The organism is Pseudonocardia hierapolitana, assembly GCF_007994075.1.
Classification (GTDB): Bacteria; Actinomycetota; Actinomycetes; order Mycobacteriales; family Pseudonocardiaceae; genus Pseudonocardia; species Pseudonocardia hierapolitana.
This window is the reverse complement of record NZ_VIWU01000001.1, coordinates 7,882,677-7,905,786: the sequence shown is the minus strand read 5'-3', so window position 1 is coordinate 7,905,786 and position 23,110 is coordinate 7,882,677. Positions and strand designations below refer to the sequence as shown.

The window sequence follows — 23,110 nt, the reverse complement described above, 5'->3', positions numbered from 1 at the left end:
CCCAGCATGCCCGCGCCGGTTGCGGCTCAGGTAGGCGTGACGCGCACGCCGGCGCGGTAGACCTCGCGGAGCCGCAGCTCGGGGCCGAGCACCACCAGGTCGGCGCGCCCGCCCGGGGCGATCGTGCCGACATCGGCGAGACCGAGGGCGCGGGCCGGGGTGGTGGCCGTCAGCGCGACAGCGCGGCGCAGGGCGTCCTCCCGCGGCACTGCCGCGTGCCGCACGACCTTCGCGAAGAGGGCGTCGGTGGTGGCCGTGCTGCCGGCGATGGCACCCGCGCGACCGTCGCTTCCCGCGGCGAGCCGGGCCACGCCGTCGGACACCGTCACGCGCATCGCGCCGAGGTGGTACTCGCCGTCCGGCATGCCGGCGGCGGCCATCGCGTCGGTCACGGCCGCCACGCGCCCCGTGCCTGCGCTGCGGACGACGTGCTCCCACAGCGCCGGGTGCACGTGCAGGCCGTCGGTCACGAGCTCGACCGTCACGCGGTCGTCCTCCAGCAGCGCGACGGCCGGGCCGGGCTCGCGGTGGTGCACCGGCGCCATCGCGTTGAACAGGTGCGTGCCGACGCTCGCCCCGGCGTCGATCGCATCGCGGGTGAGCGCGTAGCTCGCGTCGGTGTGCCCGAGCGCGGCGACCGCCCCCGCGTCGACGATCCGGCGTACCGCGTCCAGTCCGCCCGCCCGCTCCGGCGCGAGCGTGACCATCCGGACGGCGCCGTCCCCGGCCCGCAGCAGGCGGTCCAGCTCGCCCGGGTCGGGGTCGCGCAGCTGGCGCGGGTCGTGCGCGCCGCAGCGGCCCGCGGCGAGCCACGGGCCCTCCAGGTGCACGCCGGCGAGCTCCCCGTCGGCCACCAGGTCGGCGAGCGTGTCGACGGTCTTCAGCAGCTCGTCGGGCCCGGCGGCCACCAGGCTCGCGACCGTGCTGGTGGTGCCGTGCGCGCGGTGGAACGCCACCGCCCGCAGGGCGGCGTCCGCGTCGCCGTCGGGGAAGGCGGCACCGGCGCCGCCGTGCACGTGCATGTCGACGAACCCGGGCACGAGCACGCCGTCGCCGAGATCGACCTCGGGCGGCGCGGCAGGGGTTCCCGCCCCGGTCGCCACGATCCGGTCGCCCGAGACCTCCACCCAGCCGGGGCCGACCGGTAGGCCGTCGGCGACGAGCGTGGCGGCCGTGAGGATCACAGGGTCTCCGTGACCTTGGACAGCCCCCGCGGGGCGTCCGGGTCGCCGCCGCGCCCGACCGACACGTGCAGCGCGAGCAGCTGGAACGGCAGGATCTCCAGCAGCGGGGACAGCTCCTCGGGTGCCCCATCCGGCAGCGTGAAGCCGACCGCCGCATCGGCGACCGCGGCCGGATGCCCCACGCAGCACACGTCGGCGCTGCGCTCCGCGAGCCGGGGCAGCACGTCGCCCATCGCCGCGCCGCCGACGCCCGAGGCCACCACGGCGAGCACCGGCACCTGCGGGTCGACCAGGGCGAGCGGGCCGTGGAGCAGGTCGGCGCCGGAGAACGCCTGCGCCGACACGTAGGAGGTCTCCATCAGCTTCAGCGCGGCCTCGCGGGCGGTGGGGTAGGAGTAGCCGCGTGCCGTGGTGAGCATGCGCTGCGCGAACCGGTAGCGCTGCGCGAGCGCGACGATCTCGTCGGCGCGGGCGAGCAGCGCGTCGCCGAGATCCGGCAGGGGAGCCGCGGCCACCCGGCCGTCGACGTCGCGCACCCGCTCCAGCAGCAGGTACAGCGCGAGCAGCTGCGCCGTGTAGGACTTGGTGGCCGCCACCGAGCGCTCCGGGCCCGCCAGCACGTCGACGTGCGCGTGCGCGGTCCGCGCCAGCGCCGAGGACACGTCGTTGGTGACGGCGACGGTGAGCGCACCCTGCTCCCCGGCCACCGCGAGCGAGCGCACGAGGTCCGGCGAGCCGCCCGACTGGCTCACGCCGATCATCAGGACGTCGCGCAGGTCCGGCCGCGCGCCGTAGGCCGTCATCGTCGACGGCGACACGAGGCCGGCAGGCAGCCCGTGCCGGATCTCCACGAGGTACTTGGCGTAGAGCGCGGCGTGGTCGCTCGTGCCGCGCGCGACGAACAACACCGCCCGGGGGCGCCGGGCGCGGATCATCTCGGCGGCGGCGTCGATTCCGGCCGCGCCGCCGTGGGCGAGCAGGTTGCGCCAGATGGCGGGCTGCTCGCGGATCTCCGCGGCCATCAGGCGGCCCGGACGGGACGTCAGCGCGGAAGTCACAGCTTCTCCATCTCGGGACGGGGGAGAGCGGCCGCCAGTCGCACCGCACCGACGGCCGGGGCATGGGTGAGAACGCGCACCTCGGTGCCGACCAGCCGCTCGCAGACGGCCCGCTGCAGCAGCGGCTGGTGAACGGCGAAGCCGCCGCCGAGCACCACGGGGCCGGCCAGGCCCAGCCGGCCGAGCACCCGTGCGGCGAGCGCGGCGAGGGCGTCGGCGGCGGCGTCGACGATCACGGCGGCGGCCGGGTCGCCCTGCGCGGCGAGCTCGGTGACGACGGCGGCCCGCTCCGCCCAGTACCGACGGTCCTTGCGGACGTAGACGAAGTCGATCAGCTCGGTGCGGTCGGCGAGGCCACAACGGGAGAGCAGCGCGCCGGTGAGCCGGTCGGCAGGCTCGCCGGCGTCCATCCGGTCCAGGGCGTGCCGCACGGCGTCGATCGCCACCCGGTAGCCGCTGCCCTCGTCGCCGAGCAGGTGACCCCATCCGCCCGCCCGGGCCTCCGTGCCGTCGACGCGCCTGCCCCACGCCACCGAGCCGGTGCCGGCGATCAGGGAGACGCCCGCGTCCAGGCCCTCTGCCGCGAGCACGAGCCGCGCGTCGTGCACCACGCTGACCTGCGCCCCCGGAACGAGGCCGGTGATGAGGCGCGTGATGGCGCCGATCGACTCGGTGCCGTCGGCGCCCGCAGCCCCGGCGCACACGGCTTCGACCCCGTGCGTGCCCAGCTGGGCGAACAGGGCCTCCAGCTGGCGGCCGGCCTCCGGGACGCCCACCGCGGCGACGTTGGCGCTGCCCGCCACCGCCTCGGTCACCGGCTCGCCGTCGACCGCGCGGATCCCGTGCGTCTTGGAGCCGCCGATGTCGACCCCGATGACGGTCCGCACGCGCACCCTCACAAGTAGACGTTTGGTCTAGATGACTTGACTCAGGTTGTCACGCGGCAGGGCCGTGGGCAAGTCGGCATGCTGTGCGCGTGCACACCTGCCGGCACTGCGGTACCGCTCGCGATCCCGACGCGGCGAGCGCCATCGCCTGGGCCCGCGAACGCGACCCCGACGGCCGCGAGCACTGGCTGTGCCCGGCCTGCGCCCGCCGGCACGTGCGCGATATCGAGGCAAAGCTCCCGCACGAGTGGTGGGCCTGACGACGGGCGCTATCGAGCAGCCAGCCGGGCCACCACCGGCGTCGGATCGCCCGCGACGGCCCTGACGAGCGCGCGGTCCAGCCCGGGGAGGCGGCCGAGCTTCAGAGCGACCCTGCGCAGCCGGACCTGCCGCTGCGAGGCCGGCAGGAACCAGCGCGCCGCCCGCCTGCCCGCCTCCTGCCGGTCGGCGGTGACCGGGCGCCAGGTGCGCTCGTACCGCTCCAGGCCCGCCTCGACCGTCGGGGCGGCGGCCAGCTCCTCGGCGAGGACGTACGCGCCGCCGAGGCCGAGCGAGGCACCCTGGCCCGCGAGCAGGGACACCGCGGCGCACGCGTCGCCCAGCAGCGCCACCCGCCCGCGGCTCCACCGCGGCATCTCGATCTGCGCGACCTGGTCGTAGAAGACCTCGGACGACGGCGGGCAGGCGGCGAGCGCGCGGGGCACCAGCCACCCGAGGGAGCGGTACGCCTCCTGGACCGCGGACCGCGCGTCCGCCGGCAGCGTGGGGTCGGCCGTGCGGTGCACGGTGAACGTCGCGACCCGGCCGGCGCCGAGCCCGTAGATCCCCATCTGGCGCCGCGGCGTGTCGGTCAGGCAGACCCGGTGGCGGGTGGCCTCCTCCACGACCGGGTCGTGGAACTGGAAGGCCGACGTGTGGAAGCCGAGGTAGCGCAGGAACCGCCGCTCCTCGCCGAAGACCAGCCGTCGCACGGTGGAGTGGACCCCGTCCGCGCCGACGAGGAGGTCGGCGACCAGCCGCGTGCCGTCGGTGACGCCGACGCTCACCCCGCCGGGCTCGTCGCGCACCTCCGCGACGCCTGCGCCGTACCGCAGCTCCACCCCGTCGGGGAGCTGTGCGCGCAGCTCCGCCTCCAGGTCGGACCGCAACAGGCTCAGCAGGCGCCCCCGTTCGGCGGCGGCGAACCGGGCGAAGGTGAGGTGGGCGGTGGTGCGCCCCGCGGCGTCGACGTAGCTGGCCTCGTCGATCTGGTGGGCGCGCTCGCGCAGCCCCGGCAGGAGGCCCATCGCCTCGGCCGCGTCGAACCCCGGCCCGAAGAAGTCGATCATGTAGCCCTGGCTGCGCGGCCCGGGCGTCCGCTCCAGCACCACGACGTCCCAGCCGTGGGCGTGCATCCGGTGTGCCAGCGCGAGCCCGGAGATCCCCGCACCGCAGATCACGACCTTCATCCCTGTTGCCCCCTCTCGACGATCCGGCGCAGGACGGGTGCGACCGTTCCGGCGGGCAGCGGGGTCAGTGCCCGGTGCAGCAGCACCCCGTCGATCACCGCGGCCAGCACGGCCGCCGTCGCATCCGGGTCGGGCACGCCGTGCTCGCGCAACCGGTCGGCGAGCCGGGCCCGGAACTCGTCGAGGACGGCGGTGAGCTGCCGGCGCAGGTCCGGGTCCCGGGTGGCCGCCAGGTACGTCTCGACGGCCAGCAGGGAAGCCGGGTCGGTGCCGGTGTAGCGCTCCACCTCGGCCGTGAGCAGGTCGACGAGCTCGCCGGGGGTGCCGGCCCGCTGCACCAGCATCCCGGCGCCGCCGACCATGTCGCGCAGCGCGCCCACGGCCGCCTCGGCGAGCAGCGCCTGCAGGGAGGAGAAGTGGTAGTGCACGAGTCCCGGTGCGACGCCCGCGCGCTCGGCGACCGTGCGCGTGCTCACGGCCGTCCACCCGCGCTCGGGCACGAGGTCACGTGCCGCCTGCACCAGCCGACGTCGCACTTCGCGCCCCCGGCTCGCCGCGGTCCCGGCCATGCGGATCCTCCTTTGGGCAGTCGCCTTGGGCGATTGCCCAAAAGATAGCATCACGTAGGTTGTTGCTATGCAGACCTGGGCATCCGTCGAAGTCCCGCGGCTCCAAGGCGGGGGTCCGCCGCTCCGGTTGCACGACACCGCATCCGCCCGGATCCGCCCCACGGCGCCGGGGAGCACGGCCACCATGTACGTCTGCGGCATCACCCCCTACGACGCCACCCACCTCGGCCACGCCGCCACCTACCTCGCGTTCGACCTGGTCCACCGCGTGTGGCGGGACCTCGGCCACGACGTGCACTACGTGCAGAACGTCACTGACATCGACGACCCGCTGCTCGAGCGCGCCGCCCGCGACCACGACGACTGGGTGGTGCTCGGCATGCGCGAGACGGCGCTGTTCCGGGAGGACATGGAGGCGCTGCGCGTGCTGCCGCCGCGGCAGTACGTCGGCGCGGTCGAGGCGATGGGGGAGATCGCGGAGCTGGTGGGCAAGCTGCTCGCGGCAGGCGCGGCGTACCGGGTGCCCGATCCGGAGTACCCCGACGTCTACTTCGACTCGGACGCGAGCGGCCACTTCGGCTACGAGTCGAACTACGACGAGGCCACGATGATCGAGCTGTCCCGGGAGCGCGGCGGCGACCCGGACCGCCCCGGCAAGCGACACCCGGCCGACGCCCTGCTGTGGCGCATGGCACGGCCGGGCGAGCCGCACTGGGAGTCCGACCTCGGCGCGGGCCGGCCTGGCTGGCACGTCGAGTGCACCGCGATCGCGCTCAACCGGCTCGGCAACCAGATCGACCTGAACGGGGGCGGGTCCGACCTGGTCTTCCCGCACCACGAGTTCGGCGCGGCGCATGCCGAGGCGTTCACCGGCGTGCACCCGTTCGCCCGGCACTACGTGCACGCCGGCATGATCGGCCTCGACGGCGAGAAGATGTCGAAGTCACGCGGCAACCTCGTGTTCGTCTCCAAGCTGCGCGCCGAGGACGTCGACCCCAACGCCGTGCGGCTCGCGCTGCTCGCCGGCCACTACCGCACCGACCGCGCGTGGACCGCCGACCTGCTCGCCACCGCCGAGGCGCGGCTCGACCGCTGGCGCGCCGCCGTGGCGCTTCCCGCAGCCCCGCCCGCGCACGACCTGGTGACCCGGCTGCGCACGCACCTCGCCGACGACCTCGACTCGCCCGCCGCGCTCGCCGCCGTCGACGCGTGGGCGGGGGAGGCGCTGGAGCGTCGCGGGCGCGACGAGAGCGCCCCGGCCCTCGCCCGTGACGCGGTCGACGCGCTCCTCGGAGTGGCGCTCTAGGAGGGTCCTGAACAACTCCGGCCGTAGCGAGCGGCGTCCAGGTGGTGCCATCGCAAGGCGGACGATCGGGCCGATACCGCTGTTGTATCGGTGCGATCGTCCAACGCGGCGAGGGCGCCGCCTGGACGCCGCGCAGTAGGTCGGAGTTGTTCCGGGCGCTCCTAGCGACGCGGGCCCCGCTCACCAGATCAGTCGGGCGGCTCCATGGCTCCGGCGTCCGGGTCGACGTCGTCGTCCGCGGGCACGTTGCCCGGCTGGTCGTCGCCGCCCTCGTCGGCGGGCAGGTCGACGTCCAGGTCGGGCGTGCCGGGCGGCGGCTCGGGGTCGGGCTGCGTCTCGGTCGGCTCGGTCATGCGCGCGGGCTACCCGTTCTGGTTGGGTGAGGCACATGGCGCGCAACGTCCTGGGCGGTGAGCTGCAGACCTGCGGCACCGACCCGATGACCGGCTTCTACCGCACCGGCTGCTGCGACACCGGCGGCGAGGACGCGGGGGTGCACACGGTCTGCGCGCAGGTCACCGCCGAGTTCCTGGAGTTCAGCGTCGAGCGGGGGAACGATCTGTCCACCCCGCGGCCCGAGTACGGCTTCGCCGGCCTGCGGCCGGGGGACCGGTGGTGCGTGTGCGCCGACCGATGGGTGGAGGCGCTCGCCGCCGGGGTCGCGCCGCCCGTGGTGCTGGAGGCCACGCACGCCCGCACCCTGGACTGGGTGGACCTCGACGACCTCCGCGCGCACGCCGTGCAGGCGACATGATCTCTGTCGAGCTGGCGCTGCGCCTGCGCGCGGCCGGGCTGGGATGGTCGCCCGCCTCGGGGGACCGGTTCGTCATCCCCGGCCGGGAGATGGACGCCGAGGTGTTCGTGGTCAGCGAGCTGACGATCGACGTCCACCAGGCGCCCACCGGCCCGCTGATCCGCTTCAACGGCACCACGGAGTGGGCGCTGGACAGCGTGCCGCAGGAGGCGGTGGTCTGGCTGCCCCGCGAGGGTCAGCTGCGTGAGGCGCTCGGCCCCCGGTTCCGGCGCCTCGAGCCGATCGGAGACGGCTTCGCGGTCGCGATCGAGGGGCGGGACGGCACCGAGGAGCGACACGTCGACCTGGATGCCGAACGGGCCTACGCCCGCGCCCTCCTGTCGGTCCTCGGGGAGTGACGGCAGGGACGGCAGGTCCGCGTCCCCGGTGGCAGGATGCGCCGGTGGACGTGCGGAGCAGGAACAACGTCGTCGTCACCGGCCGCCCGGAGGGACGCGCCGTTGTGCTCGCCCACGGGTTCGGGTGCGACCAGAACCTGTGGCGCCTCGTCGTGCCGCGGCTGGCCCGTGACTTCCGGGTCGTGCTCTTCGACCACGTCGGAGCGGGCCGCTCGGACCTGTCCGCGTGGCGCGAGGAGCGCTACGCCGCCCTCGACGGGTACGCCGAGGACGTGCTGGAGATCTGCGCCGAGCTCGACCTGCACGACGCCGTGCTCGTCGGGCACTCGGTGAGCGCGATGATCGCCGTGCTCGCCGTGAACCGGGAGCCCGCGCGTTTCGCCGGGCTGGTGCTGCTGACGCCGTCGCCGCGCTACATCGACGACGAGGACTACCGGGGCGGGTTCAGCGAGGCGGACATCGAGGAGCTGCTCGACTCGCTGGAGAGCAACTACCTGGGCTGGTCGGCGGCGATGGCACCGGTCATCATGGGCAACCCGGATCGCCCGGAGCTGGGGGAGGAGCTCACCAACAGCTTCTGCCGAACCGACCCGGCCATCGCGCGCGTCTTCGCTCGCGCCACCTTCCTGTCGGACAACCGGGCCGACCTCGCCGCCGTCGCCGTGCCGACGCTCGTCGTGGAATGCCGGCAGGACGTGATCGCCCCACCGGAGGTGGGCGCGTACGTCCACGCCGCCGTGGGCGGCAGCCGGCTGGTCACCTTGGACGCCACCGGGCACTGCCCGCAGCTGAGCGCGCCCGAGGCCACCGGCGCGGCGATCGCGGAGTTCGCCGCCGAGCTGCGGTGACGGGCCCGGCCTCTCCGCCTGCGGTCCCCGAGGAGACCGCGGAGGACCTGTACGAGCACGCCCCTTGCGGCTACCTGTCGACCACTCCGGAGGGGCAGATCACCCGGATCAACACCACGCTGCTGCGGTGGCTCGGCTACGACCGTGAGCAGGTCGTGGGCGTGTTGCGCTTCCCCGACCTGCTCACCGTGGGCGGACGGATCTACTGCGAGACCCACCTGTTCCCGTTGCTGCGGATGCAGGGCGAGGTCGGCGGGATCGCCCTCGAGCTGCGGACCGCGAGCGGCGGACGGCTGCCGGTGCTGGTCACGTGCGCGCTCGCCGCAGGCGCGGACGGGCGGCCGAGGCAGGTCCGAGCCGCGGTGTTCGACGCCCGTGACCGGCGCGCGTACGAGCAGGAGCTGCTGCGAGCGCGCCAGGAGGCCGACCGGGAGCGGGACGAGGTGCGCCGGCTCGCCGCTGCGCTGCAGCGCAGCCTGCTGCCGCCGGTCCTCCCCACGGTGCCGGGGATGGAGGTCGCGGCGCACTACAACGCCGCGTCGAGCTACGAGGTCACGGGCGATTTCTACGACCTGTTCCCCCTGCCGGACGACCGGTGGGGGCTCGTGCTCGGCGACGTCTGCGGCAAGGGCGCCGGCGCGGCGGCGGTGACATCGCTGGCCCGGTACACGGTGCGCGCCGCCGCCGTGCACGACCCCGAGCCGGCCGCCGTGCTGCGCACCCTCGACACCGTGCTCAAACAGGAGTACGCCCCCGGCGACGCCCGCTTCTGCACGGTGATCGTCGGGCGGCTCACCCCGACCCCGTCGGGGTACCGCGCCGATCTCGCCAGCGGCGGCCACCCGCCTGCACTGCTGCTGCGCGCGGACGGCACGGCCGACTACCTGCACACCAACGGCGGGCAGCTGGTCGGTGTGCTGCCCGACCCGCAGTTCGTCGCCGCGACGGCCGATCTCGCGCCGGGCGACACCCTGCTGCTCTACACGGACGGCCTCACCGAGATGCGCGTCGACGGCACCCGCAACCGCTACGAGGAGGCCGCGCTGCGCGCGTTCGCAGGATCGCTCGCGCCCGCCGCCGCCCCCGTCGTCGTGGAAGCGGTGCGCGCACTCCTGGTCGAGTCGGCGGACCAGGTGGACGACGACACCGCCGTGCTCGCCGTCGGGCTGCCCACGGGATGGTGAGGACCCGGTGGGCTCAGGCCCGGTGCTCCCGCGGGAGCACGGCCGGCACCGCCAGGGCCAGCAGAGCCGCCGGAACGAGGAAGCCTGCGACCGGATCGGCGTGGTAGAGCGGGGTGAACGCCACCGGGCTCAGGGCGGCCCCGCCGAACCGCAGTGACTGCACCACCGACACCGAGCCGCCGCGGTTGCGCGCCGAGCCCAGCACGAGCGCGTTGACGCCGACGAGCAGCAGCTGCGTGGCCACCCCGCCTGCCGCCCACGCGAGCGCGACCATCCAGACGCCGGGCAGCGTCCCGACCCCCACGACGACGAGGGCGCCGCATCCGGCGCCGATGAGCACGCTGCGGCGGCGCCCGATCCGGTCGACGCGGCCGCCGATGAGCGGGGCGGTGAGCAGCCCGGCGATCCCGGCGGCGGTGAGGACGAGCCCGCGTGGCCCGGCACCGATCCCGAACCCCTCCTCCAGGCGCAGCGCGACCATGAAGCTGAGCCCGGTGAGGCACCCCCAACCGAGCGCGGCGGTAGCGCCGATGCGCAGCACCTCGGGCCGCAGTGCGGCGCGCAGCGCGGTGGCGAGGCGTTCCCGCCGCGCACCGTCGTCGGCCTTCTCCGCCGGTATGCCCAACAGGGCGAGCGCCGCGGCCACCACCGCGACCCCGCCGAACGCGAACCGCCAGTCGACCTCCGCGGCGATGCCGCCGAGCAGCGGGGCGGACGTCTGCCCCGCCGCCTGCAACGAGCCGAACCAGCCGAGGGCGCGGCCGAGCCGGTTGCCGGGCGCGGCCGCCCCGAGGGCGGACAGCAACAGCGGTGTGGTGAACGCGTTGGCCACGCCCTGCAGCGCCCTCGCCGCGAGGAACAGCGCGAACGTCGAGGCCAGGACGCACGCCAGCGACGCGAGCACGTAACCGGCGTAGCCGACGACGACCGTGCGCCGCCGCCCCCAGCGTTCGCCGAGGGTGCCCGAGAAGAGCATCACGGCGGCGAACGGCAGGAAGTAGGCCGTGACCGACAGCGACGCCGTCCCGGGCGACACGCCGTACGACGAGCCGAGCTCGGGCAGCATCGCGACGGTGATCCCCGCCCCGAACGGCCCGAGGAAGGCTCCTGCGTAGAGGCCGGCCCGGGCGAGCGCCGGGGTCAGTTGCCCGAGCCCCCCGTGCCGCGCCGGCGCAGGTACCGCTCGAAGTCGGCGGCGATCGCGTCCCCGTCGGCCTCGGGCAGCGCGTCGCCCTCGGCCTCGGCCTGCTCCTCGAGCTGGCGCACGTACTCGCGCACCTCGTCGTCGGCCTCGGCCATCTCCGAGACGGTGCGCTCCCACTCCTCGGCCTGCTCCGGCAGCCCTCCGAGCGGCACCTCGACGTCGAGGACCTCCTCCACGCGGTGCAGCAGCGCGACGGCGGCCTTCGGCACGCGGGCCTGCGAGACGTAGTGCGGCACGGACGCCCAGAACGACACCGCCGGGATCCCGGCCTCGACGCACGCGTTCTGGAAGACGCCGACGATGCCCGTGGGTCCCTGGTAGCTCGACGGCTCCACCCGCAGCTCGCCCGCGGAGGACTTGTCGTAGGAGATGCCGCTGACCGGGGTCGGGCGGGTGTGCGGGGTATCGGTGAGCAGCGCCCCGAGAGTGATGACCTTCGTCACGCCGAGCTTGTCGACGTAATCGAGGAGCTCGCGGCAGAAGCTGCGCCAGCGCAGGTTCGGCTCGATCCCGTTGACGAGCACGACGTGCCTCTCGGTGCCCGGCAGCTTGGCCACCGACAGGCGGGTGGTCTGCCACTCGATCTTGCGGGTCACCCCGTCGGTGAGGCGTACGTGCGGGCGCGTGACCTGGAAGTCGTAGTACTCCTCGGGGTCGATCGAGGCCAGCGGCGTGGCGTCCCAGCTGAGCTCGAGGTGCTCCAGTGCGGTGCTGGCGGCCTCCCCTGCGTCGTTCCACCCCTCGAAGGCGGCGATCATCACCGGCTCGACGAGACGCGGCGGGCCGCCCGACGCTCCGGTTCGTGGATCGCGATCGGTCATCGGTCCAGCCTACGGCCCGGGCCGCGCCCCCACCGGTGTATCCCCCGCGGGCGACTACCGTGGGCTCGTGCGGTCCCCTCTCGACTCGACGTTCCTCGACACGCTCGCCGAGCGCGTTGTGCTCGCCGACGGCGCCATGGGCACGATGCTGCAGGCGGCCGACCTGGTGCTCGACGACTTCGACGGGCTCGAGGGCTGTAATGAGATCCTGAACGACACGCGGCCGGACGTGGTGCGCCACATCCACCGGGCCTACCTGGAGGCGGGCGCCGACGCGGTCGAGACCAACACGTTCGGGGCCAACCTGCCCAACCTCGCCGAGTACGACATCGCCCACCGGATCCGCGAGCTCGCGGAGAAGGGGGCGGCGCTGGCCCGGGAGGTCGCCGACGAGCTGTCCACCCCCGACCGGCCGCGGTTCGTCCTCGGCTCGGTCGGGCCGGGCACCAAGCTGCCCACGCTCGGCCACGAGGCCTTCGCCCGGCTCCGCGACGCCTACACCGAGTGCGGCCGCGGGCTCCTCGCAGGCGGCGCCGACGCGTTCATCGTGGAGACCTGCCAGGACCTGCTGCAGGTGAAGGCCGCCGTGCACGGCATGCAGCGGGCGATGGCGGCCGAGGGCAGGCGCATCCCGCTGATCACCCAGGTCACGGTGGAGACCACCGGCACGATGCTGCTCGGCAGCGAGATCGGCGCCGCCCTCGCGGCCGTCGAGCCGCTCGGCGTCGACCTCATCGGGCTCAACTGCGCCACCGGCCCCGCCGAGATGAGCGAGCACCTGCGCACGCTCTCCAAGCACGCGCGGATCCCGCTGTCGGTGATGCCGAACGCGGGCCTGCCGCAGCTCGGCCCGAACGGCGCGGAGTACCCGCTCACGCCCGACGAGCTCGCCGAGGCGCTCGCCACGTTCGTCCGCGACTACGGGCTGAGCCTCGTGGGCGGCTGCTGCGGCACCACGCCGGAACACATCAGCACGGTCGCCGCCGCGATCCGCGACCTGCGGCCCGCGCAGCGCACCCCGCGCCCGGAACCGGGCGTCTCCTCGCTCTACGCGGCGGTGCCGTTCCGGCAGGACACCTCCGTGCTGATGGTCGGCGAGCGCACCAACGCCAACGGGTCGAAGAAGTTCCGCGAGGCGATGCTCGCCGAGGCGTGGGAGGACTGCGTCGCGATCGCCCGCGACCAGACCCGCGACGGCGCCCACATGATCGACCTGTGCGTCGACTACGTCGGCCGCGACGGCGTCGCCGACATGAGCGAGCTCGCCGGGCGGCTGGCCACGGCGTCCACCTTGCCGATCATGCTGGACTCCACCGAGCCGGAGGTGCTGCGGGCGGGGCTGGAACGCCTCGGCGGGCGCTGCATCATCAACTCGGTCAACTACGAGGACGGCGACGGCCCCGGGTCGCGGTTCCAGCGCGCCATGGAGCTGGTCCGCGAGCACGGCTGCGCGGTCGTCGCGCTGTGCATCGACGAGGAGGGCCAGGCCCGCACCGCGGAGTGGAAGGTGCGGGTGGCCGAGCGGCTCATCCGCGACCTCACCGAGAACCACGGCATGCACGTCGAGGACATCGTGGTCGACACGCTCACCTTCCCGATCACCACCGGGCAGGAGGAGGTGCGCCGCGACGGCCTGGAGACCATCGAGGCCATCCGCGAGCTCAAGCGCCGCTTCCCCGACGTGCAGACCACCCTCGGCGTCTCCAACATCTCCTTCGGGCTCAACGCCGCGGCCCGCCAGGTGCTGAACTCGGTGTTCCTGCACGAGGCCGTCAACGCGGGCCTGGACACGGCGATCGTCTCGGCGGCCAAGATCCTTCCGATGTCGAAGATCCCCGACGAGCAGCGCTCGGTGGCCCTCGACCTCGTGTACGACCGCCGCCGCCCGGGCTACGACCCGCTGAACAGGTTCATGGAGCTGTTCGAAGGGGTCACCGCGAGTTCTGCCAAGGCCGGCCGCGCGGAGGAGCTGGCCGGCCTGCCCCTGTTCGAACGCCTCGAACGGCGGATCGTCGACGGCGAGCGGAACGGGCTGGAGACCGACCTGGACGAGGCTCTGAAGTCCCGGCCCGCCCTGGAGATCATCAACGACACCCTGCTGTCGGGGATGAAGACCGTCGGCGAGCTCTTCGGCGCAGGATTGATGCAGCTGCCGTTCGTGCTCGCCTCCGCCGAGGTGATGAAGGCCGCGGTGGCCCACCTCGAGCCGCACATGGAGAAGACCGACTCCGACGGCAAGGGCACCATCGTGCTCGCCACCGTCAAGGGCGACGTCCACGACATCGGCAAGAACCTCGTGGACATCATCCTCACCAACAACGGCTACACGGTCGTGAACCTGGGCATCAAGCAGCCGATCTCCACGATCCTCTCCGCCGCCGAGGAGCACCGGGCGCATGCCGTCGGCATGTCCGGGCTTCTGGTGAAGTCCACGGTGGTGATGAAGGAGAACCTGCAGGAGATGAACGCGCGCGGGGTGGCGAAGAAGCTGCCCGTGCTGCTCGGCGGTGCCGCGCTCACCCGCTCCTACGTGGAGAACGACCTCACCGAGGTCTACGAGGGCCGCGTCTCCTACGCCCGCGACGCGTTCGAGGGCCTGCGGCTGATGGACGCCACGATGGCCCGCGCCCGCGGGCTCGCCCCGGCCGTCGACCCGGAGGAGGAGGCGAGGCAGGCCGAGCGCAAGGCGCGTCACGAGCGCTCGCAACGCATCGCGGCCAAGCGCAAGGCCGCCGAGGCCGAGGTGGCGGGGCCGCTGCCGGCCCGGTCGGACGTCGCGCTGGACAACCCGATCCCCACCCCGCCGTTCTGGGGCACCCGGGTGGTCAAGGGATTGGCCGTGGCCGAGTACTCCGGCATGGTCGACGAGCGCGCGCTCTTCCTGGGGCAGTGGGGCCTGCGGGGCGCGAAGCGCGGTGCCGGCCCGAGCTACGAGGAGCTGGTGGAGACCGAGGGCCGCCCGCGGCTGCGGTACTGGCTGGAGCGGCTGTACACCGAAGGCGTCCTCGCGCACGCCGCCGTCGTCTACGGCTACTTCCCCGCGGTCGCCGATGGCGATTCGCTGGTGGTGCTCACGGAGCCGAAGCCCGACGCCGACGAGCGGTTCCGGTTCACCTTCCCGCGCCAGCGTCGCGACCGGCACCTGTGCCTCGCCGACTTCTGGCGACCCCGGGACCGGGCGATCGCCGAGGGCGAGGTCGACGTGCTCCCGCTGCACCTGGTGACGATGGGGCAGCAGATCGCCGACTACGCGAACGAGCTGTTCGCCAAGGACGCCTACCGCGACTACCTCGAGGTGCACGGCCTGGGCGTGCAGCTCACCGAGGCGCTCGCCGAGTACTGGCACCGGCGCATCCGCGAGGAGCTGGTGTTCCCGGCGGGCGGCGCGGTGGCCGCGGAGGACCCCGACGACGTCGAGGAGTTCTTCAAGCTCGGCTACCGGGGCGCGCGGTACTCCCTCGGCTACGGCGCCTGCCCGAACCTCGAGGACCGCACGAAGATCGTGGAGCTGCTCGAGCCCGGCCGGATCGGGGTGCAGCTGTCCGAGGAGCTGCAACTGCATCCCGAGCAGTCGACCGACGCGCTCGTGGCCCACCACCCGGAGGCGAAGTACTTCAATGCTGGCTGAGGACTGCTCGCCAGGTCCGAAAACCAACACAGCCCCGTCCGGTCCGGCCGCGGTCCTGTGGGACATGGACGGCACGCTCGTCGATTCCGAGAAGGTCTGGACGATCTCCCTCGCCGACACCGCGCGCCGCCTAGGTGGTGAGCTCTCCGCCGAGGCCCGCGAGGCGATGGTCGGCTCGAACATGGCGCGCTCGCTCGGGCTGATGTTCGACGACCTCGGCCTGGAACACGACCCGGAGCTGATGGCGCAGGCCGAGCAGCACCTGACCGACCGCACCGGCGAGCTGTTCGCGGCCGGGCTCGTGTGGCGACCGGGCGCCCTCGAGGCGTTGCGCATGGTCCGCGCGGCGGGCTGGCCCACCGCGCTCGTCACCAACACCCTGCGATCGCTCACCGAGAAGGCCCTGGAGAGCATCGGGCGCGAGCACTTCACGGTCACGGTCTGCGGGGACGAGGTCCCGCACGGGAAGCCGGACCCCGACCCCTACCTGCGGGCCGCCGAGCTGCTCGGCGTCGCCCCCGAGAGCTGCCTCGCGGTGGAGGACTCGCCGACGGGTGCCACCGCGGCCGAGCGGGCCGGGTGCGCCGTCCTCGTGGTGCCGTGCGACGTGGCGGTGCCGGCCGGCCCGCGTCGGGTCCATCGCGGCTCGCTGCTCGGACTGACCGCGGACGACATCGAGATCAGTTACGCGCAGGGACGTGGAGAGCGCGTGGCGTGACCGTTCGTCCCCCGGCAGGGTCCGCTCGCCTGGCCCGCCGGCCGTGGTGCGAGGCTTGAGACCGTCCGGCGCAGCGCTCTGACCGGGCGCAGCACGAGGTCGGGTCCCGTTCGCGTCGCTCTCGACCAGATATGACACTGACCAGGAGAGGAGATGCCGACGTGAAGACCTTCGACGCGCTCTACGCCGAGCTCACCGAGCGCGCCACCACCAGGCCGGCGGGCTCCGGCACGGTCGCCGCGCTCGACGCCGGAGTCCACGAGCAGGGCAAGAAGGTGCTCGAAGAGGCCGGGGAGGTCTGGCTCGCGGCCGAGCACGAGGGCGACGACGCGCTGGCCGAGGAGATCTCCCAGCTGCTCTACCGGATCCAGGTCCTCATGATCGGGCGCAAGATCACGCTCGAGGACGTCTACAAGTACCTTTGAACCACCACTGTGCATTTTGAACGGCACTGCACGTAGCTCTTGAGGAGAGTCCCATGCTCCGCGTCGCACTCCCGAACAAGGGGACGCTGGCCGAGCCCGCCGCGACCATGATGCGGGAAGCGGGGTACCGGCAGCGATCGGACTCGCGCGACCTGAGCATGCTGGACGAGGAGAACGAGGTCGAGTTCTTCTACCTGCGTCCCAAGGACATCGCCACCTACGTCGGCTCCGGCGACCTGCACCTGGGCATCACCGGCGCCGACCTCATGGAGGAGTCCGGCAGCCAGGTCAAGCGCGTCATCGAGCTGGGCTTCGGCGCCTCCAAGTTCCGCTTCGCCGCACCTCCCCTCACCGAGAACGGCGAGCAGTGGACGATCAAGCACCTCGAGGGCAAGAAGATCGCCACGTCCTACCCGCGCCTGGTCCGCGCCCACCTGGCGCGCAACCGCGTCCGCGCCGACATCATCAAGCTCGACGGCGCCGTCGAGATCTCCGTGCAGCTGGGGCTGGCCGACGCGATCGCCGACGTCGTGTCCTCCGGGCGCACGCTGCGCCAGCACGGCCTCGTCCCCTTCGACGACGCGATCGCCGTGTCGCAGGCCACCCTGATCGAGCGGGAGCCGCGCCCGGACCGCCCCGAGACGGCCGAGATCAAGGCGGCCAAGGTCGTCTTCACCGGCCGCATCCAGGGCGTCGTGTACGCCCGCCAGTACCTGATGCTCGACTACGACTGCCCCGACCACGTGCTCGAGCAGGCCAAGCGGATCACGCCGGGCATGCAGGCGCCCACCGTCTCCCCGCTCACCGAGCCCGGCTGGTCGGCGGTGCGGTCGATGGTGCGCCGCACGGTGGCCAACAGGGTGATGGACGACCTCGCCGAGCTGGGTGTGCGCGCGATCCTCACCTCGGAGATCCGCTCCTGCCGCGCGGTCGATGGCGCGATGGTCCAGCCGTACGCGAGCTAGCGCTTCAGCTGTCGATCGTCGTGTCCGTGTGTGGGGGGCATCTCGCCGCAGGCGGCGTCGTCGTGATCGGCAGGTCGGTGCGACGGCCGGATCCGGCTGCCGTCGCACCGAACCGCTGATCACGGCTTCGGCGCGGGCGGTCCGCGGAACGTGCCGGTTGCGCCCCTGCCGGGCACGGCTCAGGCCCCGCGCGGCCGCACGATCAGGGCCTGGGCGCTACGGCCGGTGTGGCCGTGCTCGTCGTGCAGGAGCGCGGACACCGTGCCTGCGCCGGTCGGACCCACCACGGTGGAGGCGTCGACACCGATCCACTCTCCCACCGGAGGGCGGTGCAGGTGGACGGTCAATTCGGTGTTGACGAACACCACTCGCGCAGGTCCAGCGGGGCCCCGACGCCGTTCGCGCAGTCGGCCGCCAGCATGAGCCGCTGCACGGGGGTGGGCTTCTCGCCCGTCACCACCGGCACCCGCGCCCGGATCCATGCCGTACCCGGACCCGTGCCCGGGGGTCCGCCCGCCACCCAGCGCCACTCGACGGCGTCGATGAAGCCGGGTAGCCAGCCTTCGGACCAGGTCGTCTGCGGCGTGCCCTCGACGGGCGGCGGCAGGGGCTCGGCCGTGCCGGCGACCACCGCCGTCGTGTCGCCCGCGGCGATCCGCCAGCCGCGGGCCCGCAGCACGGTGCGTCCGGCTGCGCTCATCTCCGCTGCGACCAGCTCGATGGACCGGCCGGGCCGCTCGACCGCGGCGGTGACCTGCACCTCGCCCGCGGGGACCGGGCCGAGCACCTCCACCGTGAGGCGGACGAGCTGTAGGCCCCGCCCGTCGGGCAGGCGCTCCATCGCCCGCGCCAGCAGCGCAGAAGGGGGTCCCACGTGCTGGGCATCGGCGAACCACGGCCCGGTGGTCGAGGCCGTGGCGTGGAAGCGCTCGCCGTCGGCCCCGTCGAGGGGCAGGTAGAACGGGTCCAGCTCGCTCATCGCTCGGCCCCGCTGCGCTCGGCCTCGCTGCGCACGGCCCCGCCGCGCTCCGCCGGCGCTTCGCGCGGGCGCTGTGACATCGATTCGCGCGCAAGCCCGCTCATGTGCCGCTCGCGGCGCCCGCGCCGCCGCCCGGGGTGGTACCGGAACCGGACAGCAGCCACCGGCCGTCGACGCGGCGCAGGTTCGTGGTGCCCGGTCCGCTCCTGCCGTTCACCTTCGAGGTCCAGTTGACGGTGGCCTGATCACCGTTCACCGTGACGTCCTCGATCGTGGCGTTCTGCCCGACCTGCTCGACGACCCGCGCGTTCGACGGGATCGCGTACACGGCGGTCATGCCCTCCTCGCACGTGCCGGCCTCGACGCCGCGGGCGTGCAGGTCGGCCAGCAGCCTGCTCGTCGTCTCCGGGGCGTTGTAGCTGCACGCCGTCGTGAAGTCCCGGGCGCGCAGGGCCCGGTAGTAGTCGTGGAACACGGTCTCGATCGCCTCCCGGTCGGCCTCGGGGTCGGGTGGCGGCGTCGTCGGGGCCTGCGTCGGCGGCGGGGCGGGTTGTGCTGCGGGCGTCCCGGCCACCGGGGTGCCGCACCCGGCGAGAGCGGCGACCAGCGCGGCGGCAGCCACCGCGGTGCGGATCGTCTTCACCGGGCCAACCTAGAGCAGCCCCTTTCGTGGTGGCCGCGCCGCCCAGGAGTGTCAGGGGTGTCACCTACGCTGCGGAACGTGACGGACACGGCGTGCACAGATACCGCGGTCGTCGGGTCGACCACCGATCCGGCGCCGCGGCGCAGGCCCGCCCTGTCCCCGTCTCGGGCAGGCGATTTCAAGCAGTGCCCGCTGCTGTACCGCTTCCGCGCCATCGACCGGCTCCCCGAGCAGCCCTCCCGCGCCCAGATCCGCGGCACCCTGGTGCACACGGTGCTGGAGCGGCTCTACGACCTGCCCGCGCCGCAGCGTTCCCCCGAGGCGGCCCGCGGGCTCGTCGGGCCGGCGTGGGAGGAGCTGTGCGCCGCACTGCCCGAGCTGGCCGGGCAGCTGTTCGAGGGTTCGGAGGACCCCGAGCTGCCGGTCTGGCTGCAGTCGGCGGCCGACCTGCTGGAGGCGTACTTCCGGCTCGAGGACCCACGGCGGCTCGAACCGGCCGCGCGCGAGCTGCTGGTCGAGACCGAGCTGGCGTCCGGGCTGTTGCTGCGCGGCTACATCGACCGCCTCGACATCGCCCCCACGGGCGAGGTGCGGGTGGTCGACTACAAGACCGGCGCGGCGCCCCGCGAGGCCGGCGAGGTCGCCGCGCTGTTCCAGATGAAGTTCTACGCGCTCGCGCTCCTGCAGGAGCGCGGTGTGGTGCCCGCCCAGCTGCGCCTGCTCTACCTGTCCGACGGCGAGTACCTCACCTACGAGCCCGACGAGGCCGAGCTGCGGCGCTTCGAGCGCACCCTCGAGGCCATCTGGTCGGCCATCCGCACGGCGGGGGAGACCGGCGACTTCCGTCCCAACCGCACCCGCATGTGCGACTGGTGCAGCCACAAGGCCTTCTGCCCCGCCTGGGACGGCGTCCCACCCGAATATCCGGGCTGGCCGGAGTCGGCCGAGGAGCCCGCGCTGCAGACCGTCATCGATCGGATGGAGTAGCGACGCCAACTCACTCACCCTGTCGGCCTAGCGTCCGACTTGTCCGGATCGAGGAGTGCGGCACGGAGGCCGCGACGTCGGAGGGAGGCATCCGGTGATCGCTCCGGGATGCAGCGCGGCAGCCGCGGCGGGGCGACGGTGCGAGCCCCGAACCGATCAAGCGGGCGACACGCCCGGCACCGACCGCCGTGAACGGCGCTCGAGAGCGACCGTTAGCGTTGCGCCTCGTGTCCGAGTCCCGACCCGCCGAGACCGCCGAGCCCGTCGAGGCGGCCGACCTGCCCGCCCGCGGCGGCCCGTTCCGCTCGGGGGACCGGGTACAGCTCACCGACCCGAAGGGCCGGCACTACTCGATCACGTTGAAGGCGGGCGCGGAGTACCACACGCACCGCGGCGGGCTCGCCCACGACGACCTGATCGGCAAGCCGGAGGGCAGCCTGATCGTCTCCCCGGTGGGCACGCCCTACCTGGCGCTGCGGCCCCGCCTGGCCGACTACGTGCTGTCGATGCCGCGCGGGGCGCAGGTGATCTACCCGAAGGACGCGGCGCAGATCCTGATGTGGGGCGACATCTTCCCGGGTGCGCGCGTGCTGGAGGCCGGCGCAGGGTCCGGGGCGCTCGCCTGCTCACTGCTGCAGGCGGTGGGGCCGGAGGGCCGGGTCGTGTCCTACGAGGTGCGCGCCGACCACGCCGAGCACGCCGAACGCAACGTGCGTCAGTTCTTCGGCCGGCTCCCGGGCCACTGGAGCCTGCGGGTCGCCGACCTCGCCGCGCTGGCCGGGCAGAGCCCCGCGGAGTGTTTCGACCGTGTGGTGCTGGACATGCTCGCTCCGTGGGAGCACCTGGACACCGTCTCGAAGGCATTGGTACCCGGCGGTGTCCTGGTCGGCTACGTCGCCACCACCACCCAGCTGTCCCGGCTCGTGGAGGACCTGCGCTCGCAGCAGTGCTGGACGGAGCCCCAGGCGTGGGAGACCCTCATGCGCCCGTGGCACGTCGTGGGTCTCGCCGTGCGCCCGGAGCACCGCATGCAGGGGCACACCGCGTTCCTCGTGACGGCGCGCCGCCTCGCGGAGGGCGTCGTCCCACCCCGGCCGCAGCGCAGACCGACGAGCCGGTGACCTCGACCGGCTTAACGGGACGCGTCCCGGTGGTGACCGGACCAGGACGATCGCCCGGCGTCAAGGTGCCGTCCGGTTGAGTGGTGGATCACCGGTTCGCCGCAAGGTGGAGACCGCCCATTGGCAGGTACCGTATGGAAACGGAACACGGAGGGAGGATGCCGTGAACCACTACGACGGTCCCGGCAGGCGTGAACCAGGTGATCGCGGCGAGCTGAGCCCCGCCGAGGCCGCCGCGCAGATCCGCTTCCTCGAAGAGGAAGTCGCCCTGCTCCGCCGCAAGCTCACCGAGTCCCCGCGGCACGCGCGCGTCCTCGAGCAGCGCCTCGCCGAGTCGGCCAGCCGGCTCGCGCAGCTCTCGGCCCGCAACGAGAAGCTCACCGAGACCCTCAAGGAGGCGCGCGGCCAGCTCGTGGCGCTCCGCGAGGAGGTCGACCGGCTGGCGCAGCCACCGAGCGGCTACGGCGTCTTCCTCACTCGTTACCCCGACGAGACGGTCGACGTCTTCACCTCCGGCCGGCGCATGCGCGTCGCCGTGTCCCCCGCCGTCGACGCCTCCGAGCTTCGGAGCGGGCAGTCCGTGCGGCTCAACGAGGCGCTCACCGTCGTCGAGGCGGGCGACTACGAGCGCATCGGCGAGGTCTGCGCGCTGCGCGAGGTGCTCTCCGAACCCACCGAGGACGGGCTCGCGGGCCGTGCCCTCGTCGTCGGCCACGCCGACGAGGAGCGCGTGGTGTGGCTCGCCGCCCCGCTGATCGCAGGCGAGGACAACCCCGAGGCCGTGCCGCTCAAGCCGGGCGACTCCCTCCTGGTCGACACGAAGGCCGGCTACGCCTACGAGCGGGTGCCGAAGGCCGAGGTCGAGGACCTCGTGCTGGAGGAGGTGCCGGACGTCGAGTACGAGGACATCGGCGGCCTGTTCCGGCAGATCGAGCAGATCCGCGACGCCGTGGAGCTGCCGTTCCTGCACGCCGAGCTGTTCCGGGAGTACGAGCTGCGCCCGCCCAAGGGCGTGCTGCTCTACGGCCCTCCCGGCTGCGGCAAGACGCTCATCGCCAAGGCCGTGGCCAACTCGCTGGCCAAGAAGGTGGCCGCCGTCCGCGGCGACAACCCCGAGGACGGCCGGGCGTTCTTCCTCAACATCAAGGGCCCCGAGCTGCTCAACAAGTTCGTCGGCGAGACCGAGCGGCACATCCGGCTGATCTTCCAGCGGGCCAGGGAGAAGGCTTCCGCGGGCACCCCGGTGATCGTGTTCTTCGACGAGATGGACTCGATCTTCCGCACCCGCGGGTCCGGTGTGTCCTCCGACGTCGAGACCACGATCGTGCCGCAGCTGCTGGCGGAGATCGACGGTGTCGAGGGCCTGGAGAACGTCATCGTCATCGGCGCCTCCAACCGCGAGGACATGATCGACCCCGCGATCCTGCGGCCGGGCCGGCTCGACGTGAAGATCAAGATCGAGCGGCCGGACGCCGAGGCGGCGCAGGACATCTTCTCCAAGTACCTCACCGACACGTTGCCGATCCACGCCGACGACATGGCGGAGTTCGGCGGCAACCGCAAGGCGTGCATCGACGCGATGATCCAGCGGGTCACCGAGCGGATGTACGACGAGACGGAGGAGAACCGGTTCCTCGAGGTCACCTACGCCAACGGCGACAAGGAGACCCTGTACTTCAAGGACTTCAACTCCGGCGCGATGATCCAGAACATCGTCGACCGGTCGAAGAAGGCCGCGATCAAGTCGGTGCTCGAGACCGGCCAGCCGGGGCTGCGCGTGCAGCACCTGCTGGACGCGATCGTCGACGAGTTCGCCGAGAACGAGGACCTGCCCAACACCACCAACCCCGACGACTGGGCGCGCATCTCCGGCAAGAAGGGGGAGCGGATCGTCTACATCCGCACGCTCGTCACCGGCAAGAACGCCGAGACGGGCCGCGCGATCGACACCGCGTCGAACACCGGCCAGTACCTGTAGCCCTC

Annotated in this window: 22 protein-coding genes and 1 pseudogene; 13 read left to right on the top strand and 10 right to left on the bottom strand. The window is 73.3% G+C overall.

Annotated elements, in window-relative coordinates; translation table 11 throughout:
• Nucleotides 1–26 precede the first annotated feature (26 nt).
• The 3 genes from FHX44_RS37215 to FHX44_RS37205 are packed head-to-tail and all read right to left on the bottom strand — an operon-like array spanning nucleotide 27 to nucleotide 3,135.
• Nucleotides 27–1,184 (bottom strand): N-acetylglucosamine-6-phosphate deacetylase, encoded by a 1,158-nt coding sequence (locus FHX44_RS37215; RefSeq protein WP_147260039.1) that lies wholly within the window; start codon nucleotides 1,182–1,184, stop codon nucleotides 27–29.
• Entirely contained in the window at nucleotides 1,181–2,206 is a 1,026-nt protein-coding gene (locus tag FHX44_RS37210; RefSeq protein ID WP_147261782.1) for an SIS domain-containing protein, read from the bottom strand. The genes FHX44_RS37215 and FHX44_RS37210 overlap by 4 nt, the downstream gene beginning before the upstream one ends.
• A 32-nt stretch (nucleotides 2,207–2,238) precedes the next feature.
• A complete protein-coding gene (locus FHX44_RS37205; protein WP_212612822.1) occupies nucleotides 2,239–3,135 on the bottom strand; it encodes an N-acetylglucosamine kinase in 897 nt (298 codons plus the stop codon).
• 83 nt (nucleotides 3,136–3,218) lie between these two features.
• On the opposite strand from FHX44_RS37205, the gene FHX44_RS42475 reads away from it, so the two are divergent.
• Entirely contained in the window at nucleotides 3,219–3,389 is a 171-nt protein-coding gene (locus FHX44_RS42475) for a hypothetical protein (RefSeq protein ID WP_170308691.1), read from the top strand.
• Between the two features lie 9 nt (nucleotides 3,390–3,398).
• Here FHX44_RS42475 and FHX44_RS37200 read toward each other — a convergent pair whose 3' ends face one another.
• Nucleotides 3,399–4,577, bottom strand: a complete 1,179-nt coding sequence (locus FHX44_RS37200) for an FAD-dependent oxidoreductase (RefSeq protein WP_147260038.1) — start codon at nucleotides 4,575–4,577, stop codon at nucleotides 3,399–3,401.
• Entirely contained in the window at nucleotides 4,574–5,146 is a 573-nt protein-coding gene (locus FHX44_RS37195) for a TetR/AcrR family transcriptional regulator (RefSeq protein WP_147260037.1), read from the bottom strand. The genes FHX44_RS37200 and FHX44_RS37195 overlap by 4 nt, the downstream gene beginning before the upstream one ends.
• Nucleotides 5,147–5,213: 67 nt before the next feature.
• Between FHX44_RS37195 and mshC the strand changes: the two genes are divergently transcribed.
• Nucleotides 5,214–6,452: a cysteine--1-D-myo-inosityl 2-amino-2-deoxy-alpha-D-glucopyranoside ligase gene (mshC, locus tag FHX44_RS37190; protein ID WP_147260036.1), complete on the top strand. Its 1,239-nt coding sequence runs from the start codon at nucleotides 5,214–5,216 to the stop codon at nucleotides 6,450–6,452.
• 188 nt (nucleotides 6,453–6,640) lie between these two features.
• Here the strand turns inward: mshC and FHX44_RS37185 are convergent, their stop codons facing one another.
• Complete coding sequence (locus tag FHX44_RS37185; RefSeq protein WP_170308690.1) at nucleotides 6,641–6,805, bottom strand: hypothetical protein; 165 nt, start codon at nucleotides 6,803–6,805, stop codon at nucleotides 6,641–6,643.
• 35 nt (nucleotides 6,806–6,840) lie between these two features.
• Between FHX44_RS37185 and FHX44_RS37180 the strand changes: the two genes are divergently transcribed.
• The 4 genes from FHX44_RS37180 to FHX44_RS37165 are packed head-to-tail and all read left to right on the top strand — an operon-like array spanning nucleotide 6,841 to nucleotide 9,636.
• The gene (locus FHX44_RS37180) at nucleotides 6,841–7,206 is read left to right on the top strand and encodes a DUF2237 family protein (protein ID WP_147260034.1); all 366 of its coding nucleotides are present in this window, start codon (nucleotides 6,841–6,843) and stop codon (nucleotides 7,204–7,206) included.
• The gene (locus FHX44_RS37175) at nucleotides 7,203–7,604 is read left to right on the top strand and encodes a pilus assembly protein CpaE (RefSeq protein WP_147260033.1); all 402 of its coding nucleotides are present in this window, start codon (nucleotides 7,203–7,205) and stop codon (nucleotides 7,602–7,604) included. The genes FHX44_RS37180 and FHX44_RS37175 overlap by 4 nt, the downstream gene beginning before the upstream one ends.
• A 44-nt stretch (nucleotides 7,605–7,648) precedes the next feature.
• Complete coding sequence (locus FHX44_RS37170; RefSeq protein ID WP_147260032.1) at nucleotides 7,649–8,452, top strand: alpha/beta fold hydrolase; 804 nt, start codon at nucleotides 7,649–7,651, stop codon at nucleotides 8,450–8,452.
• On the top strand, nucleotides 8,449–9,636 hold the full coding sequence (locus tag FHX44_RS37165) for a PP2C family protein-serine/threonine phosphatase (protein ID WP_147260031.1): 1,188 nt from the start codon (nucleotides 8,449–8,451) through the stop codon (nucleotides 9,634–9,636). The genes FHX44_RS37170 and FHX44_RS37165 overlap by 4 nt, the downstream gene beginning before the upstream one ends.
• Before the next feature lie 13 nt (nucleotides 9,637–9,649).
• Here FHX44_RS37165 and FHX44_RS37160 read toward each other — a convergent pair whose 3' ends face one another.
• On the bottom strand, nucleotides 9,650–10,780 hold the full coding sequence (locus FHX44_RS37160; RefSeq protein ID WP_147261780.1) for an MFS transporter: 1,131 nt from the start codon (nucleotides 10,778–10,780) through the stop codon (nucleotides 9,650–9,652).
• The gene (locus FHX44_RS37155; protein WP_147260030.1) at nucleotides 10,777–11,661 is read right to left on the bottom strand and encodes a PAC2 family protein; all 885 of its coding nucleotides are present in this window, start codon (nucleotides 11,659–11,661) and stop codon (nucleotides 10,777–10,779) included. The genes FHX44_RS37160 and FHX44_RS37155 overlap by 4 nt, the downstream gene beginning before the upstream one ends.
• A 67-nt stretch (nucleotides 11,662–11,728) precedes the next feature.
• Here FHX44_RS37155 and metH point away from each other — a divergent pair, with 67 nt between their 5' ends.
• From metH to hisG, 4 genes are all read left to right on the top strand, one after another.
• Nucleotides 11,729–15,289 (top strand): methionine synthase, encoded by a 3,561-nt coding sequence (metH, locus tag FHX44_RS37150; RefSeq protein ID WP_147260029.1) that lies wholly within the window; start codon nucleotides 11,729–11,731, stop codon nucleotides 15,287–15,289.
• A 64-nt stretch (nucleotides 15,290–15,353) separates the two neighbouring features.
• Complete coding sequence (locus tag FHX44_RS37145) at nucleotides 15,354–16,007, top strand: HAD family hydrolase (RefSeq protein ID WP_246170799.1); 654 nt, start codon at nucleotides 15,354–15,356, stop codon at nucleotides 16,005–16,007.
• Nucleotides 16,008–16,168: 161 nt separating this feature from the next.
• A complete protein-coding gene (locus FHX44_RS37140) occupies nucleotides 16,169–16,432 on the top strand; it encodes a phosphoribosyl-ATP diphosphatase (protein WP_147260027.1) in 264 nt (87 codons plus the stop codon).
• Nucleotides 16,433–16,485: 53 nt separating this feature from the next.
• Nucleotides 16,486–17,397, top strand: a complete 912-nt coding sequence (gene hisG, locus FHX44_RS37135; RefSeq protein WP_147260026.1) for an ATP phosphoribosyltransferase — start codon at nucleotides 16,486–16,488, stop codon at nucleotides 17,395–17,397.
• Nucleotides 17,398–17,576: 179 nt separating this feature from the next.
• Here hisG and FHX44_RS37130 read toward each other — a convergent pair.
• Together FHX44_RS37130 and FHX44_RS37125 are read right to left on the bottom strand one after the other, a co-directional pair.
• Nucleotides 17,577–18,376 (bottom strand): annotated as a pseudogene (locus FHX44_RS37130) (thioesterase family protein).
• A gap of 100 nt (nucleotides 18,377–18,476) precedes the next feature.
• Nucleotides 18,477–19,019: a Cif family virulence factor gene (locus FHX44_RS37125; RefSeq protein WP_147260025.1), complete on the bottom strand. Its 543-nt coding sequence runs from the start codon at nucleotides 19,017–19,019 to the stop codon at nucleotides 18,477–18,479.
• Between the two features lie 78 nt (nucleotides 19,020–19,097).
• Here FHX44_RS37125 and FHX44_RS37120 point away from each other — a divergent pair, with 78 nt between their 5' ends.
• The 3 genes from FHX44_RS37120 (at nucleotide 19,098) to arc (ending at nucleotide 23,105) form a co-directional block, all read left to right on the top strand.
• Nucleotides 19,098–20,006 (top strand): RecB family exonuclease, encoded by a 909-nt coding sequence (locus tag FHX44_RS37120; RefSeq protein ID WP_147260024.1) that lies wholly within the window; start codon nucleotides 19,098–19,100, stop codon nucleotides 20,004–20,006.
• A 278-nt stretch (nucleotides 20,007–20,284) separates the two neighbouring features.
• Complete coding sequence (locus tag FHX44_RS37115; protein WP_147261779.1) at nucleotides 20,285–21,127, top strand: tRNA (adenine-N1)-methyltransferase; 843 nt, start codon at nucleotides 20,285–20,287, stop codon at nucleotides 21,125–21,127.
• Nucleotides 21,128–21,290: 163 nt separating this feature from the next.
• On the top strand, nucleotides 21,291–23,105 hold the full coding sequence (gene arc, locus FHX44_RS37110) for a proteasome ATPase (RefSeq protein WP_147260023.1): 1,815 nt from the start codon (nucleotides 21,291–21,293) through the stop codon (nucleotides 23,103–23,105).
• The last annotated feature ends 5 nt before the right edge of the window (nucleotides 23,106–23,110 follow it).

Coding starts and splice junctions, on each gene's coding strand:
- FHX44_RS37195 (WP_147260037.1), bottom strand. CDS start 5,146: ATGGCCGGGACCGCGGCGAGCCGGGGGCGCGAAGTGCGACGTCGGCTG.
- mshC (WP_147260036.1), top strand. CDS start 5,214: ATGCAGACCTGGGCATCCGTCGAAGTCCCGCGGCTCCAAGGCGGGGGT.
- FHX44_RS37175 (WP_147260033.1), top strand. CDS start 7,203: ATGATCTCTGTCGAGCTGGCGCTGCGCCTGCGCGCGGCCGGGCTGGGA.
- FHX44_RS37210 (WP_147261782.1), bottom strand. CDS start 2,206: ATGGCCGCGGAGATCCGCGAGCAGCCCGCCATCTGGCGCAACCTGCTC.
- hisG (WP_147260026.1), top strand. CDS start 16,486: ATGCTCCGCGTCGCACTCCCGAACAAGGGGACGCTGGCCGAGCCCGCC.
- FHX44_RS37155 (WP_147260030.1), bottom strand. CDS start 11,661: ATGACCGATCGCGATCCACGAACCGGAGCGTCGGGCGGCCCGCCGCGT.
- FHX44_RS37200 (WP_147260038.1), bottom strand. CDS start 4,577: ATGAAGGTCGTGATCTGCGGTGCGGGGATCTCCGGGCTCGCGCTGGCA.
- FHX44_RS37145 (WP_246170799.1), top strand. CDS start 15,354: ATGGACGGCACGCTCGTCGATTCCGAGAAGGTCTGGACGATCTCCCTC.
- FHX44_RS37180 (WP_147260034.1), top strand. CDS start 6,841: ATGGCGCGCAACGTCCTGGGCGGTGAGCTGCAGACCTGCGGCACCGAC.
- FHX44_RS37185 (WP_170308690.1), bottom strand. CDS start 6,805: ATGACCGAGCCGACCGAGACGCAGCCCGACCCCGAGCCGCCGCCCGGC.